Source organism: Methylobacterium indicum (genome assembly GCF_017347565.1).
GTDB classification, from domain to species: domain Bacteria; phylum Pseudomonadota; class Alphaproteobacteria; order Rhizobiales; family Beijerinckiaceae; genus Methylobacterium; species Methylobacterium indicum.
Map to the genome: position 1 here is coordinate 51,884 of NZ_AP024145.1, position 14,264 is coordinate 66,147.

The 14,264-nt window shown below is 66.4% G+C and carries 12 protein-coding genes; 7 read left to right on the forward strand and 5 right to left on the reverse strand.

The features are described 5' to 3' along the window. Positions 1–3: 3 nt before the first annotated feature. The 3 genes from miv_RS00255 (at position 4) to miv_RS00265 (ending at position 7,010) form a co-directional block, all read left to right on the forward strand. On the forward strand, positions 4–5,541 hold the full coding sequence (locus miv_RS00255; RefSeq protein WP_207180790.1) for a DEAD/DEAH box helicase: 5,538 nt from the start codon (positions 4–6) through the stop codon (positions 5,539–5,541). Between the two features lie 290 nt (positions 5,542–5,831). Further along, the gene (locus miv_RS00260) at positions 5,832–6,194 is read left to right on the forward strand and encodes a hypothetical protein (RefSeq protein WP_207180791.1); all 363 of its coding nucleotides are present in this window, start codon (positions 5,832–5,834) and stop codon (positions 6,192–6,194) included. A gap of 9 nt (positions 6,195–6,203) precedes the next feature. Then, complete coding sequence (locus miv_RS00265) at positions 6,204–7,010, forward strand: hypothetical protein (protein WP_207180792.1); 807 nt, start codon at positions 6,204–6,206, stop codon at positions 7,008–7,010. Positions 7,011–7,148: 138 nt separating this feature from the next. Here the strand turns inward: miv_RS00265 and miv_RS33145 are convergent, their stop codons facing one another. Beyond that, a complete protein-coding gene (locus miv_RS33145) occupies positions 7,149–7,532 on the reverse strand; it encodes a metallophosphoesterase family protein (protein ID WP_244748807.1) in 384 nt (127 codons plus the stop codon). Between the two features lie 7 nt (positions 7,533–7,539). Continuing rightward, positions 7,540–7,824, reverse strand: a complete 285-nt coding sequence (locus tag miv_RS33150; RefSeq protein WP_244748808.1) for a hypothetical protein — start codon at positions 7,822–7,824, stop codon at positions 7,540–7,542. A gap of 134 nt (positions 7,825–7,958) precedes the next feature. Between miv_RS33150 and miv_RS33870 the strand changes: the two genes are divergently transcribed. After that, on the forward strand, positions 7,959–8,099 hold the full coding sequence (locus tag miv_RS33870; RefSeq protein WP_207180793.1) for a hypothetical protein: 141 nt from the start codon (positions 7,959–7,961) through the stop codon (positions 8,097–8,099). A gap of 416 nt (positions 8,100–8,515) precedes the next feature. Then, positions 8,516–8,722 carry a hypothetical protein gene (locus miv_RS00280; protein WP_207180794.1) on the forward strand — a complete coding sequence of 69 codons (207 nt, stop codon included), beginning with the start codon at positions 8,516–8,518 and terminating at the stop codon, positions 8,720–8,722. 22 nt (positions 8,723–8,744) lie between these two features. On the opposite strand, the gene miv_RS00285 is transcribed toward miv_RS00280, so the two are convergent. The 3 genes from miv_RS00285 to miv_RS00295 form a co-directional block, all read right to left on the reverse strand. Beyond that, the gene (locus miv_RS00285) at positions 8,745–10,760 is read right to left on the reverse strand and encodes an AAA family ATPase (RefSeq protein ID WP_207180795.1); all 2,016 of its coding nucleotides are present in this window, start codon (positions 10,758–10,760) and stop codon (positions 8,745–8,747) included. A gap of 137 nt (positions 10,761–10,897) precedes the next feature. Beyond that, positions 10,898–11,317 (reverse strand): hypothetical protein, encoded by a 420-nt coding sequence (locus miv_RS00290; RefSeq protein ID WP_207180798.1) that lies wholly within the window; start codon positions 11,315–11,317, stop codon positions 10,898–10,900. A gap of 8 nt (positions 11,318–11,325) precedes the next feature. Further along, the gene (locus miv_RS00295) at positions 11,326–11,607 is read right to left on the reverse strand and encodes a phospholipase effector Tle1 domain-containing protein (protein ID WP_207180800.1); all 282 of its coding nucleotides are present in this window, start codon (positions 11,605–11,607) and stop codon (positions 11,326–11,328) included. A 10-nt stretch (positions 11,608–11,617) separates the two neighbouring features. On the opposite strand from miv_RS00295, the gene miv_RS00300 reads away from it, so the two are divergent. Together miv_RS00300 and miv_RS00305 are read left to right on the forward strand one after the other, a co-directional pair. Then, complete coding sequence (locus miv_RS00300; protein ID WP_207180802.1) at positions 11,618–11,770, forward strand: hypothetical protein; 153 nt, start codon at positions 11,618–11,620, stop codon at positions 11,768–11,770. 809 nt (positions 11,771–12,579) lie between these two features. Continuing rightward, entirely contained in the window at positions 12,580–14,256 is a 1,677-nt protein-coding gene (locus tag miv_RS00305) for an AAA family ATPase (protein WP_207180803.1), read from the forward strand. Positions 14,257–14,264: the final 8 nt, after the last annotated feature.

A 14,264-nucleotide genomic window follows, 5' to 3' on the forward strand; every position in this document is an offset into this window, starting at 1 on the left:
CCGATGACAACCACGATCCAGCAAACCATCGACGAACTCCGTCGGACACTGACAGAGTACATCGAGGCCACCTACCATATCGGCCACCCTGGCATGGTGGATCAACGCCGCCGGCTGCTCGGCGAGGTCGGTAACATCTACCAGGTCCCGTTCCTCGAAAGCACGCCACGCTACGTCCCGGGGGGACGGTACGAGGACATGCAGGGCGTCCCGGCGGCGGCCAAGGAGGCCTACTGCAGGCTGGCGGATGCCTCGGAGGGCGAGCCCCTCGTGTTCAACCCGCCCTACAGCCATCAGGCCACGGCCATCCGGGAGACCCTGGGCAACGGCCGAAACCTGATGGTCATGACCGGGACGGGATCCGGCAAGACGGAGTCGTTCCTTCTGCCCATCCTCGGCAAGCTCGCCATCGAAGCGCGTGACAGGCCCAAATCCTTCCGTCGGTACGACGCGGTCCGCGCCATCGTGCTCTATCCGATGAACGCGCTCGTCAACGACCAACTCGGCCGCCTGCGCCTGATGTTCGGCGACACTCGCACGGTCAGGATGTTCGAGGGATGGGCCGGGCGCCCCGCACGTTTCGCCCGGTACACCAGCCGCACCCCCTATGCCGGCGTCCGTTCCTCCGCGAAGGACGGCAAGAGGCTAGCGACCATCGGAACCTTCTTCGGCGCCATCGAGGATGCCGCCAATGCGCTGCCCGGCGCCGAGGGGCCGACCAGCGAGGAGGAGAACGCCCGCGCCAGCCACCTGCACGCGGAACTGTCGAAGCGGGGCAAGTGGCCGTCGAAGGAAAGCGTCTCCGCCTGGTTCGGCAAGCCGGGAACTCACTGGCCGGGCAAGAACAAGCAGTCCAAGCGCGGCGTTCTGCGCCCTCATGATGCCGAACTGATCACCCGCCACGAGGTCCAGGAGAATCCGCCGGATCTCCTGATCACGAACTACTCGATGCTGGAGTACATGATGCTCCGGCCCATCGAGCGGCCGATCTTCGACAAGACCAAGGAGTGGCTGCAGGACAACCCGGAGGAGAAGCTTCTTATCGTCATGGACGAGGCGCACCTCTACCGAGGCGCCCAGGGTGCAGAGGTGGGGCTTCTCCTGAGGCGTCTGCGGGAGCGCCTCGGCATCGGCCCGGACCGGTTGCAGGTCATCTGCTCGACCGCCAGTTTCGACGACACCAAAAACGCCGACCGCTTCGGCGCGGCGCTCACCGGCGTGCCGAGGGAAAGCTTCGTGCCCGTGACCGGGACGCTAAACCACCGCAAGCCCGCCGATACGGGCAACGAGGCCGACGTGGCCGCCCTGGAAGGCGTCGTTCTGGACGACTTCTATTCGGCCGACCCCGACCTCCAGCGGCAGACCACGGCGTCGTTCCTGAAATATCGCGGTCAGACATCGGAAGGCGACCTGGAGCCGAACCTCCATGCCGCCCTCAAGGAGTTCGCCCCGTTCAACATGCTCGTGAACGAGACGATGAAGGTCGCGCGGCCGCTGGGAGCCCTCGGCAGCCTCATCTTCCCGGGCGTTGACAGCCTCAGGGCCGATACGGCCATCACGTCTCTCCTCGCGCTCGGCAGTCGGGCCAAGCTAGCCCCCGACCAGCCGAGCCTTCTGCCGTGCCGCATCCACACCTTCTTCCGTGGTCTCGCCGGCCTCTGGGTCTGCATGGACCCGCAATGCTCGGAGTTGCCGTCCGAAGAACGCGGCGGGCCGGCGGGGCGCATGTATGCCCAGCCCCATGAGCGTTGCGACTGCGGCGCGACCGTCCTCGAATACTTCACCTGCAGGAATTGCGGGACTTCGTATGCCAGGGGCTACGCCACGCGTCCTGACCGCCCGACCGACACCTGGTCGGCACCCGGCGCGCCGATCCAGAACGATGAGGGAGGCGCCGAGGTCCTCAAGCCGTTCGACCTCATGCTTGAGGTGCCGCCTGATCCGGACGCTCATCGCATTGCCGTTTACGACTTGATGAACGGTAAGATCGACCCCGAAATTCCGGGAAACCGGGTGCGGCAGGTTTATCTGGCTCCTGAGGCTCCGGAGGTCGTCGACGACGATGACGAACCTCGGAGGGCCACGCCCGGCCAGTTCGTGCCCTGCGGTTGCTGCGAAGGCAGGGCCGCCTACAACCAGTCCTCGGTTCAGGACCATCAGACGAAAGGCGATCAGCCCTTCCAGGCCCTTCTCTCGACGCAGATCCGCATCCAACCGCCCGGCCCTCAGGAAGCCTCGGATTTCGCCCCCCTGCGCGGACGGAAGGTTCTGATCTTCTCCGATTCCCGCCAGATGGCGGCTCGCCTGGCTCCCACCCTGCAGACCTTCTCGCTGCGGGATACCGTCCGGTCGCTCGTCCCGGCCGGCCTCAAGATTCTGGGTGATCCTGAGTTGCTCGGAAACAAGGTCACGCTCGATTGCACCTTCGCGGGCCTGATGGTGGCAGCCCAGAAACACCGCGTCCGCATCCGTCCCGAGTTGGCGGTGGGCGAGACAATGCCGACAGTCGGTTCGGGCTCGTTCGGGAGCGAGGTGGACAAGGAACAAGTTGAGGATTTGCTTGACGAGACCTGCCCTCAGAACCTGCTCTCGGCCATCGTCCGGGTGATCCGTGACAATCACCTGGGCTTGGAGGCGCTTGCCGTCGCGAGCATCCGGGAGGCAGACAAGCACAAGGCTTTACTGTCGACCCTACCGGACCTGCCCGGCTTGGCAACGACACCCGAGGAGAAGGCTGAGATTTTGAGGGCTTGGCTGCGCTGCTGGGTCCGCAAACCTGGGATCTGGTTCAAGGGCATGCCCGGAGATTGGGCGCAGAACGAGGTCAAAGGTCATGCTGGTAAGTTTACCGCTATGGATATTATCTTCAGAATAAAAGGCACTCGTCCTATATTCGAAAATAAGTGGCTGCCTATACTGTTGCAGAAGTTTACCAAGGTGTTCGAGGATGGCTCTCAGCGTCTGCTGGCTAGAAATCTGACTTTGGAATTCTCCGGCGAGTGGCAACGTTGTGAGACTTGCCGCTCGGTCCACCGGCCGATCACTCACGTGCGGAAGTGCATCGACTGTGGTTCAGAAAGCGTTCAATCGTTCGACCCTGATCGCGACAAGGTCTTTGAGGCTCGTAAGGGCTTCTATCGCAAGCCGGTCACGGCCGCGATGGGGGATGAGGCACAGTCACCGTTCTCTTTGATCGCGGCCGAGCACACCGCGCAGCTCAACGCGGCCCAGCCCGACGACGCGTTTTCCCAAGCGGAGGCTCACGAGATCCGCTTCCAGGACATCAACCTGGCCTGGAGGGGGACGGATCGGCCGGAGCCGGCAATCGACGTGCTGTCGAGCACTACGACGATGGAGGTGGGCATCGACATCGGTGCGCTGTCCGGCGTCGCCCTGCGCAACATGCCGCCGGGTCGTGCCAACTACCAGCAGAGGGCGGGACGTGCCGGTCGCCGGGGCAACGCCGTCGCGACCGTCGTCGCCTTTGGGAGCGTGGACAGCCACGACGACCACTACTTCGTCAAGCCGGACGAGATGATCACCGGGCCGGTCACCGATCCACGCCTGACCCTGGAGAACGTGGACATCGCCCGCCGCCACGTCCGTGCATTCATCATCCAGCGCTACTCGGAGGATCGCATCCCCGGGGTCGATCCCCTCACAAACGCGAACCTGTTCTCGGTCCTCGGGAAGGTCGACGAGTTTCGCGGCGGCGGGGTGCTCAACCGCAATGACTTCGCGGCTTGGCTGCAGGAATCCAAAGGAGAACTGGAGAAGGCGCTCGACCGATGGCTGCCCAGTGAGCTGACACCGGAGGATCGGGCCCTGCTCATCGCCACCCATGGCGACGACGTCCTTGACAACGTCGAGGACGCCATCGACTGGACCGGCGACGCCACCGCGGACGATGAGGGTCCGACGCTTCCGGTCGAGGTGCTGACCTTGGAGGAAAACGAGAAGGACCCCGAGGAAGTCGCCGAGGTGCCCAGCGCGGATGACGAACTGGCGGACCCCGGCTCGGACAAGCTGCTGGATCGGCTGCTTTATCGTGGCAAGCTTCCGCGATACGCCTTCCCGACGGACGTAGCCTCGTTCCACGTGTTCGATCCGAACTCCACCTCGTACAAGGCCAAGACGCTTTTCGCCCCCTCTCAGGGCTTGAACATCGCCCTATCGCAATATGCGCCCAACAAGCAGATCTGGATCAAGAACAAGCAGTACACGTCGAAGGCGATCTACTCACCCTTCGAGGAAGAGCGCAAGAAGGCGTGGCGTGGGCGCAGGCTCTACTACGAGTGCGACGTCTGCCATCATGCAAAGACCATGGACTACGACAGGGAGCGCAGGAACCAAACCATAGCTTGCGAGGCTTGCGAAACGGAGGGGTCCTTCGGCCCAGCCGTCAGTTGGATACGTCCGCCCGGTTTCGCGCACCCCTTCAGCATGGTCGCGACCTCCCAGCCGGACGAGAAGAGCGAGACCGCGTACGCGACGCGGGCCAAGCTGGTCATGTCCACTCCGGGAGACGCGGCTGGCTGGGTAGCCGTCAACGACCGCGTTCGGGCATTCCCGACCCGGAGAAACCTCCTTGTCTCGAACACCGGTCCAGGCGAGGACGGCTATGTCTATTGCACGGCTTGCGGCCGCATCGAGGCCGAGAAGGATCAGGACGAAAACCTGGGCCAGCCCCACAAGCCTCCCTACCCGGACTCTGAAGAAGAGCTCTGCCCAGGAAATCGGATCGCGAGGCACGTGGTGCTTGGCACCGATTTCATCGCGGACATCTGCCTCTTCTCGATCCGGCTGGAGATGCCCTTCCAGTTGCGGCCAGGCAATACGGAGACGGAGACGGCCCTTCGTACGGTGTGCGAGGCTATAGCAAAAGCCGCCTCGAAGCTCCTGCAGATCGAGACCGGGGAGATCCTCGCGGAATACAGGCCGGCCCTGACCCCGGCCGGGGCTCATGGCAAAGAGGTCGAGATCTTCCTCTATGACACCCTCGCCGGTGGCGCCGGTTTCTCACCTCAGTTGGCCAAGCGCGCCGGAGAGCTGTTCGAGGCGACGCTCGCCATCCTGAGCGATTGCCCGGAATGCTGTGACGCGTCATGCTACCGGTGCCTAAGAAGCTTCAAGAACAAGTTCGACCACCCGTTGCTTGACCGCCAACTCGCGGAACAGCTCCTACGCCATGCCCTGGGGGGAGACATTCCGGACTATTCGCCCAAGCGGGTCGCCATCTCGTTGAAGGTCCTGTTCTCGGACTTGAGGAGGCAACTCTCCGACAGGTTCACGTTCGACCGGGATGTCGAAAGGCTGGTGGCAGGCAACAAGGTCTCCGTGCCCATCCTGGCCACCAATAAACAGACCGGCGCGGAGCACTGGATCGCCCTGGCCTCGCCCATCGCTATGAAGATCCCGACGGACAGGGCGCTTAGGGAACTTCCGTACGCTCAGTCCGAGCCAGTCATCTGTGTGAACGACCTTTTCGTGCGAAGGAATCTGCCAGCCGCCATCAGGATGGTCGAGGAGAGGATCGGATAGCGATGTGATCAGAGCGGCGAAGCCGATCGTTCGGATGTGCGCCGAACGCCGACGCGAAGGAAGAAGGTCGCTTGCCGGTCGAGTTTCCCACAGCGCCATAAACTTCCTCAAGCTGCCATTGGACAACCCTACGATCGCCTGGCAGCGTGATCCCACCGGTCGGGCGCGGCCCGCCGGTTCTCTCGTGTCGCTGTCTCGACGGACTGCCACCGCGCCCCACTCGACCGCGGGCGTGGCGCGGTTGCCTTTCGTCGATGGCCGTGACGCGCCCTTCTCTCGTCGGAGCGTCGATGCCTGCACCGTCCCCCCTCGGTTCCCAACTCGAACACGCCTTCTCGCTGGATCCGTCCTACAGGGTCCATGACGTCGGCCATGCCGAATACCTGCTGCGGTATCGGACCACTTCCGGGCTCGCCTTCGCCGTCGGCCGCACCACGAAGACCGCCGCGAAGGTCTGGATCCCTGCGGACGAGCGCTGGAGGGCGGCGCTCGTCGCCGACGGGTTCGACTGCGTCGAGCGCGACTGCGCGAGCGACGGCAAGGGACGCATCATCACCTTGCAGGCCATGCCGGAGTTCAGGGGCAAGCGGGCCTACTCGGTTAGCGTGAAAACCGTCGATGAAGCGCTCGCGGTCGCGGCTAGGCTGCGCTGAGGAGGCGAGATGTCGGACTTTCTCGCACGCTTCGCTCCCGTCATCACCGCGGCTTCCGAGGCGGAGATCCGCGAGGATCCGACCCTTTCGGGACGCCTGGTGATCGGGAGTGCCGGCGACCTGACGGTCTCCTACGCGCCTTTCGAGCACGTCGTGCCGACGGCGAGGATCGTGATCGTCGGCATCACGCCGGGCGCCGAGCAGGCGCGGAACGCCCTGCTGGAGGTCAGGCGGGCGCTCGTCGCCGGCGCTTCCCACCCGGATGCCCTAGCGCGAGCGAAGGTCTTCGCAAGCTTCTCCGGACCAATGCGTAACGCTCTAATCGCGATGCTAGATCACATCGGCGTCCATCGAAGCCTGGGAATCTCCAGCACGGGATCGTTGTGGTCGACGCACGCGCAACTCGTGCACTTCACTTCGGCTCTGCGCTTCCCAGTCTTTCGGGCCGGCGAGAACTACCGCGGGAACCCCTCAATGTTGCGAACGCCGTTGCTCCGAGCGCAGCTGGACGAGGGTCTCGCCCAGGAAGCTAGTGTCTTGGCGCATGCCATCTGGGTCCCGTGCGGGCCCAAGGCGGCCGATGCGGTCAACGAAATGGTCCGACGTGGCCATCTCGTGCCCGAGCGGGTGCTGGACGGGATGCCGCATCCGTCGGGGGCCAACGCCGAGCGCATCGCCTACTTCCTTGGAAGGTCGTCCCGGGATGGGCTTTCGGTGAAGACGGATCCCGTTCGGATCGACGCGGCACGCGAAACCATTACCGCCAGAATGGCTCGGCTAGTTTACGAGGCACCGGAAGTGCCGGGATCGGCCTGAACTTCCGACGGGTGTCGCTCCAGGGCCGACACCCGTCGAGTTGGGCTTCCGATCCGATGGCGCGCGAGGTTCTCTCTAATCGACGTCGAAGTCGTTCGTGGAGCCTGCATTCGTTGCCGCGATCTTGGTCTCACGGCGTCAGCCTCCCGCATGCAGGGTCCGGCCGGGCTCGAAGCCGCTGACCTCCTCGGCATGGCCACGCGGATTGCAGACGACCCGGGTCGCCCCGACGCGGTAATCGGCGGCAGTATGGACGTGCCCGTGAACCCATAGAGCCGGCCCACGTGCGTGGATCAGGTCGCACAAGTCCGAGGCGTAGCACCAGCGCAGGTCGGCCCTGGGATCGGGTAGCCTGTCCGGGTGGGGCGCGTGGTGGGTGACGACCGCGGTCGGGCCGTCGTGCGGCGTGGCGAGGGTGGCATCCAGGAAGGCGCGGGTACGCCGATGCAGCGCGAGGATCTCGCCCGGCTTGATGCGGGCGCGCGAGCGCGGGCCGGTGCGGATCCGGCGACAGTCGACCATCCCTTCCCTACCCTGGGCGGACCGCATGCCATGCAGGGGGGCCTCGAACCGAGGCGGAAGTCGGTCCAAAGCGTGTCGCCGGCGAAGCGGGTCCGCCGATCATGACGGCGTCATTCATGAGGAGGTGGATGCCGTAGCGGGCGGCGAGCTCGCAGCCTCGGGCCATCTGGTCGGCGAGCGTGTAGCGCTCCTCGCCGCGGTCCCACCAGAAATCGTGGTTGTCTGGCGCGTAGACAACCGGGACGCCTGGCATGCGCTCGGCAAGCCAGTCGAGGGCGCGGGTGAGCGGCATGTGGACGTCGCCGGGCGACGACAGCCGCGTCGAAGCCGCCCTGCAGCGCGTGCGTGGCCGGGTCCCATGCGTTCTCGGGCCATTCCTGATGCAGGTCGCTGAAGACCCACAGCCGGGAGACGTATGACGCGGTCATGCCGAGCCCCCTCGCGGGCGGCGTTCTCGGCGAGGCGGATGCGGATCTCGTCGAGGGTCACCGGGCGGAAGCCGAAGCAGCGGCCCTGACGTCGGTGCTCGTGGCGGCGCCGGGCAGCCGGCCGTGCGAGTGGCCATAGAGATGCAGGTCGCCTCGGTGCTGGCGAGGCCAAACGAGGTGGGCGTAATGGCTGCACCAGACGCCCTGGACGATGCCGTCGGGCCGCGGTCCGAGGGATGCGCCGCGTCATGGCTTCGGTGCGCAAGGAGATGGCGCAGGAGGTCACGGCGCCGAAGGGGAGGCCCGCGCGGCCGGCCGGCACGGCAGGGCGGGCCGGCAAGTCCGGCCCGGCCGCGGCCAAGGAGGGCGGCGCGACGCCGGCCACCAAGACGCGGCGGTTGCGGGTCGCGAGGACGGGGAGATCGGCGGGAAGCCGACCCGCTGATTTGCCGGCGTCGAGATCTCGTGGGGAGCCCATCCCGGTAGTCGCGTTAGGCGGACGCGGCTCAGCCCGCTCCCGTGGTCCCTCGCACTCGCCCAGGCTACGATGGGCCGATGTTCGACAATCCGTTCCTCCCGCTCCTCGCGCTCAGCCTCGTCGCGAACCTCGGCTGCCTGATCCACGAGGGCGTCCGGCGGTGGCGCCTCGGCCGGCAGCTGTCTCGCCTGACGGGCGAGCTGGCACGGCTCCAGGTCGAGCTCGGCGCGGCGCGGGCTGAGCTTGAAGTCATGCGAGCGGCGGGACCGGACGCCAAATCCTGATCGCACCGCGCGAGGGGCAGCCCTACTTCAGCACGGCGTTGATCGCAGAGAAGAGAGCTTTCCACCGGGTACGCTCGCCGTCGGCGAGGTCCGACGCCTCGTGCGTCCGCACCCAGCGCAGGAAGGCCTTGGCGAGCTTGGCCTTCGAGAAGTCCCTGACCTCGGCCGCGAAGATGTCGACGATCGGCCGCCTCGGCTGCGACGCGGCCTTGGCACCAATGTCCCAGCCGAGGTCGTCCCTGGCCACCCGGACGAGGGTCTCGCGCAGAAGGTCCTCGATCTCGGGCTTGGCGATCTCGCCGCCGCAATAGTCCTTCGTGCGCAGGATCGCCTTCTGCCCGAGGGCGTGCACGAGCGTGTCCTGGCTGGCAGCCTGGTCGCCCGCGGTGTCGGAGTCGAGGAGTGCGGCGACCTTGAGCTTGTGGGCGTGCAGGATGGTGGCGAAGTAGACCACCTTTCCGGCGTTGCCGGCCGGCACCAGCACGATCTTCTCGTTGAGCTTCGCGTCTCCGGAGGCGGCCATGAGCAACGCCACCGCCTCGACGTACCAGAAGTCGGTCAGGCCTTCGAGGACGAGGTTGCGCTGGTTGGCGAACAAGCTCTGGGCAAGGTCGTAGCCGAGGGCCTCCTGCAGGGGCAGCAACGCGGCCTTGTCGCCCGAGGTCACGGAGGTGTGGACCTTCGTGCCTTCCTCACGGTCGTTCATCTGCACGACGCGCACGCGGTCGAGCTCGTCCGGGCCGACAAGGAACGGGGAATGCGTGGTGTAGATGGTCTGGTTCTTCTCGGCGAGGCGGGAGATCGTCTCGCGGAAGTCCCGCTGCTTGAGGGCGTGCAGGCTGAGGCCCGGCTCGTCGAGGAGGAGCACGGCGTTGCTGTGCTTGTCAGCCGCCTCGGCGAAGAAGACGACGAAGAACGAGACCAGCCATTGGAAGCCCTCGGAGCGCTGGTCGAGCTCGATTTCGACGCCGAGCTCGTCCTCGACCACGACCTTGAGGTACTGCCCGTCGGCCTGCACCTTCAGCCGGTGGGCGTGATCCGCGCCCCGCTCCGGGTTCGGGTTCCAGATCTTGCCGACCTCGTTCGTCAGCTTCACGCTCGCGGCGTTCAGCTCGTAGCGGCGGCGGTCGAGCTGGTCCCGGTAGGCCTTGAGCTTGTCCGGGTTGTCTGGATCCGGATCCGCGGCGCGGCCGAGATCGGATAGGTCCTTCGCGCTGAAGCCGAGCAGTTTGAGCAGGCAGACGTTGCCGTAGTCGTACTGCTCGTCGTCGAGCAGGTTGCTTTCGAGCCGTTGGGCGAGGTGGGCGAGATGGATGATCGGCCGGACCCGGAAATAGTTGCTGAACAGCACGAAGACCGGGCGGCGCTTCGACAGAGTCGCGAGGACGGTGTCTCGGGCCTCAGCGGCATCCAGCTTGGTGTTCAGGGTCTCCAGCCGCGCGGTCTCGCGGGCATTGTCCTCCTCGACCCAGGGCAGAGCCGCCCTGAGCCAGGCCCGCAAGACCTTTGCCTGGTCGGCCGTGACGTAGTGGTTGCGTACCATGCCCTGCGTCGCCTCGGCGAGCTTGGCGCTCGGCAGGGCCACTCCGGAGGCCTGCGCCTGCACGTCGGCATGGGCGGCTAGACGGATCAGGTCGCTTTCCAGATCGCCGTGCGTGATCCCCTGCGGCGCATTCAGGAGGCGATGCACTCCGTTGTTGCCGAGGTAGCGCGTCAGCTCATACTCGCACTCTCGGTACTCGGCGGGAACGGCGGCCTTATCGGCCTCGTCGAGTGCGAAGACTGCCTCGGCGACCGGGATCGTCTTCGGATCGACGACGCCCCTGGTGAGGTCATTGGCCATCGCCCGGGGATAGTCACGCAGAGGGTCGAACCCCTTGACGTTCTCCGGTTTGCTCAGCTGCTGGAGGGCCTGGAGGATCGCGGTCTTGCCCGCCTCGTTCGGCCCGACGAGGATCGTCTTGCCGTTCTCCACCTCGAAGGTCCCGGTATCGCGGATGCTGCGGTAGTTCCGGACGCGCGCGGTCTTCAGTCTCATGGTCGTCCACGTCGTTGCGGGCCGCGAGCCGGACAAGAGACGTCGGACGCCAGAACCCTGGCCGCGCCTCCTTCGCCGCCCTGGGCGTCGAGGGCCAACCCGAGACGGAGAACGCGGCCGGGACGGCCAAGTTGCTTTCACGGCACGATTTTGTTCACCTTCCGTGCGCTCGCCGCCGCTTCGTTCGTCATCCCCGTCCCGGTGCCCGTGGGAACTAGACCGGCATCGCGTCCTCGGCCTTGAGGGCGGCCGGTGATCTGGTCCGGGTCGACGCCGTAACGCCCGATCCAGTCCGCGAGGTTCGGCGGCCGGTACTCCGGGTTGTCGCGCCACCGGGCGAAGACGCTGCCGTCGATGGTCTCGTTGATCCGCCAGGTGGTGCTGGACGACCCCACCGTGGGCGGCGATCCGACCGGCCGGTGGAAGCGCGGCGTAAACATGCGCAGGTGCCTCGGGCCGAAGGTGGCGTAGGAATCCGCGATATTGGCTTTCGGGTCGGGCGGGTCCATGGCGAAGCCGGATCGGAAGGCGAGCCCGTGCCAAGCCGCCTTGTCCATGATCCACCTCAGCGGGGCCTGGGCGAGGATGTCGCTGGGATAGCCGCCGCCGACGTTGCGTGGGCCCCGACGAACCAGCGCTGCTCGACCGCGTCGATGCCGCGGCGCGGGCAGGTCGCGACCTCCTCGTTGGCGGCGGTCTGGGTCCAGAAGGTTGGCTCGAAGGTCCGGCGCTGCTCGTCGAGGGCGAGCGCGCGGTAGGCGTAGGCGTTCGGCGAAATCGTCAGGAAGCTGGATCGGGCGCTACGGCTCGAGGGGCAGCTCGCCGGCGCCGTCACGGCCCGGGCCATCGCCGTCACCTTGGCCGCCCTGACCAGGGCCGGACCGGACGGCACGACGGCGGGCACGCTGAACAAGGCCTGCGCCGAGCATGATCTCGACGAGCGAGCATGGCTCGACGCACGCTTGTTCCTGCGCAATGCGGGCCTGGCCCGGTTCAAGGCGAACCGGTGATTCCTCTGTTCCCTTGATGCCGGCTCGCCCTGAGCGAGACCGCGGCATCGGCGTGAGACCGCCATGACGCTGGCAGGTTCTTCCGGCGAAGTGGGCAGGCGAGGGGATCTACCTGCGTAATGTAGCACAACATCAGGATTTTGTGTCCGCCCGGACATGTCATCCTTGCGTCAATGGTAGCTCGCATGGGCCAAGCGGTTATTCCAGCGCTTCTGTGCGAAAGGCCGCTCATGGCGGTTTATGTTGAAAAACTGCAATGCCAGCCGAAGCGGCTCCTACACAAAGCGGCGCGTAGAATAAATTTCTATTTGTAGCAGATCCGCCGGGTGCAACTTCACACTTGCGGCGGCAACGAAAAATCGCTGTTCTCTTATTTGGATCATGAAATGAGGCCGCAGGCGCCACCTCTAAGTGTTCAACAAAATCGGCGCGATCCTGCCGTTTAGTATTTACCGGCTGAACCGCCGCTACCTACCTCGTGCAGTCTTTCGCCCACCGCAACTTATCATATGGTCAAGCTGATTGAGGTTTGACTATAAAGCTCAGTTCTACACAAGCCTCCTCAGCCGCCCAGCGCAGCCAACCTGATTTCGGGGCGTCCCTCAGTTTATGCAATCCGGCCAGGGAAAAGTTCACCAGAGGGGAGAAGGCAGCTTGCGGTGAGGCCCGGGCCCCGGCATCGTGGGCGTCCACTCGAACGGGATACCCCCGCCGATGCCTGCTCGTCTGAAACGGAAGAAACCCGCCGCCGCCTGAGCCCGACCGGCTCGGCACGCCCGCGCGTCCCGTTTTCAGAGAGCATTCCCCAGATGTCGAACACCGGCCATTCGCAGGCGTCGCAGATCCGCGCCTTGCTCCTCGATCCGTCCCCGATCTGCGGCCCCCGCGAGCCGAGCTCGCCCTTACCGCTGCGTGAGAGGCAGTTCGGCGGCGAGTTCCTCCTTTGGGACGCCCGCGCGGATCTGTGTGCGTCCTTGCAGCCGCTCACGAAGCGCGAGGACCTCCCGCATGGCGAGGTCCGGCTTGCGATCCAGGCTGCGCTCACGCGGCCGAGCGCATCGACGGCGTTGCGGGCTGAGCGGGCGCTGCTCGTGGCGTGCGAGCGGAAGGGCACGCCGGAGCATCTCGCCACTCCGCTCTACGATGCAGCTCAGCTCCTGCCGTACCACGCCGCCGCGTTCGGCTCGGCCGAGGCAGCCGCACGTATCTCGGCTCGCTCGCTCGATGCGGCCTGGCTGCATCTGCGCGGCGGCGATCTCGGCCGGGGATGGCTCGCGCTGCGGGCGGCTCTGCTTTGGGCAAGTGATGCGCAAGAAGATCTCCGAGACGTCAAGTATGTTCCGCGGCCGAGCTTCGATCGCCTGACAGCATTCGACCTCCAAGCCTTGTCGTTCGCCCGCGCATTCGCAGTCATCGCGAAGGCCGAGAGGATGATCCAGGACGAGGATGCGATCCTGCGCGGCGGCGCCGGTGCGCAGGGCGGAGGCCCTCCGGAGGCCGACGACCTGCCGGGGTTGGAGGATCTGCCATCGCTCGGGGAGTACCTCACGGCGGCGAGCGAGCCCGCGCCTCAGCCTCCCCCGGCCCCCCGGCCGGCGCTGTCGCTCGGCGTGCTCCCGAGCCTTGGGCACCTGCCGCAGCCGCCGAAGCACGTCGCTGACCGGGGGGACAGCCCGCGGGCCATTGGCGAGCCTTGGGCCGGGAAGCAGATGCCGCTGACCCCGGCGCCGGACCCTGCCGCTTATGCGGCACGGCTGCGGGCTCGCTTCCCATGGGCCAGCGAGGCGATCGAGGCGTACGCCGGTGATCTCGTCGGCGCACCCTTCGCAAGGCTCTCGCCCCGGATCCTCGTCGGGCCAGCGGGCCTCGGAAAGACGGCCTTCGCGAGGGCAGCCGTCGAGGAGGCTGGCCTCGACGTGACCGTCTACGCGGCCGCGGGCCAAATGGACGGCGGGTCGTTCGCCGGGACGTCGCGCCAGTGGAGCACGTGGAGGCCTAGCGTGCCCGCCCAGGCGTGCCTGCGCCTCGGCAAGGCGAACCACGGCATCGTCGTCGACGAAGTCGAGAAGGCAGGCGACAGCCGGCGGTGGGGGCGCCTGGACGAGACGCTGCTCCCCTTCCTTGAGCGGGGGAGCACGGCGAAGTCGATCCACGACCCCGCGTTCGAGTGCGCCCTCGACCTGTCGGCGGTCAGCTACGTCCTGACCGCCAACGCCCTCGACGGGATCGCCGGCCCCCTACGGGACCGGTGCGGTGTCCTGCATTGGCCTGCCCCGCGGGCGGAGGACCTGCCTGTCGTCGCGGCGGCGATCCTCGACGAGATCCGCCGCGACCGGGGCCTCGACGAGGCCTGGTGCCCGGGGCTCGACGGGAACGAGCTCGACGCGCTGTCGGCCTGGCGAGGGGGCAGCCTGCGCCCGCTCCGGCGGATGGTCGAGGCGGTGGTGGCGGCGCGCGAACTCTTCGCCCGCTCGATGCCGAACTGAGGAGGACG

Excerpts from the sequence above, each read along its gene's own strand:
- miv_RS00255 (WP_207180790.1), top strand. The coding sequence starts at position 4 with ATGACAACCACGATCCAGCAAACCATCGACGAACTCCGTCGGACACTG.
- miv_RS00260 (WP_207180791.1), top strand. The coding sequence starts at position 5,832 with ATGCCTGCACCGTCCCCCCTCGGTTCCCAACTCGAACACGCCTTCTCG.
- miv_RS00265 (WP_207180792.1), top strand. The coding sequence starts at position 6,204 with ATGTCGGACTTTCTCGCACGCTTCGCTCCCGTCATCACCGCGGCTTCC.
- miv_RS33145 (WP_244748807.1), bottom strand. The coding sequence starts at position 7,532 with ATGGTCGACTGTCGCCGGATCCGCACCGGCCCGCGCTCGCGCGCCCGC.
- miv_RS33150 (WP_244748808.1), bottom strand. The coding sequence starts at position 7,824 with ATGCCGCTCACCCGCGCCCTCGACTGGCTTGCCGAGCGCATGCCAGGC.
- miv_RS33870 (WP_207180793.1), top strand. The coding sequence starts at position 7,959 with ATGCCGAGCCCCCTCGCGGGCGGCGTTCTCGGCGAGGCGGATGCGGAT.
- miv_RS00280 (WP_207180794.1), top strand. The coding sequence starts at position 8,516 with ATGTTCGACAATCCGTTCCTCCCGCTCCTCGCGCTCAGCCTCGTCGCG.
- miv_RS00285 (WP_207180795.1), bottom strand. The coding sequence starts at position 10,760 with ATGAGACTGAAGACCGCGCGCGTCCGGAACTACCGCAGCATCCGCGAT.
- miv_RS00290 (WP_207180798.1), bottom strand. The coding sequence starts at position 11,317 with ATGGACAAGGCGGCTTGGCACGGGCTCGCCTTCCGATCCGGCTTCGCC.
- miv_RS00295 (WP_207180800.1), bottom strand. The coding sequence starts at position 11,607 with ATGGCCCGGGCCGTGACGGCGCCGGCGAGCTGCCCCTCGAGCCGTAGC.
- miv_RS00305 (WP_207180803.1), top strand. The coding sequence starts at position 12,580 with ATGTCGAACACCGGCCATTCGCAGGCGTCGCAGATCCGCGCCTTGCTC.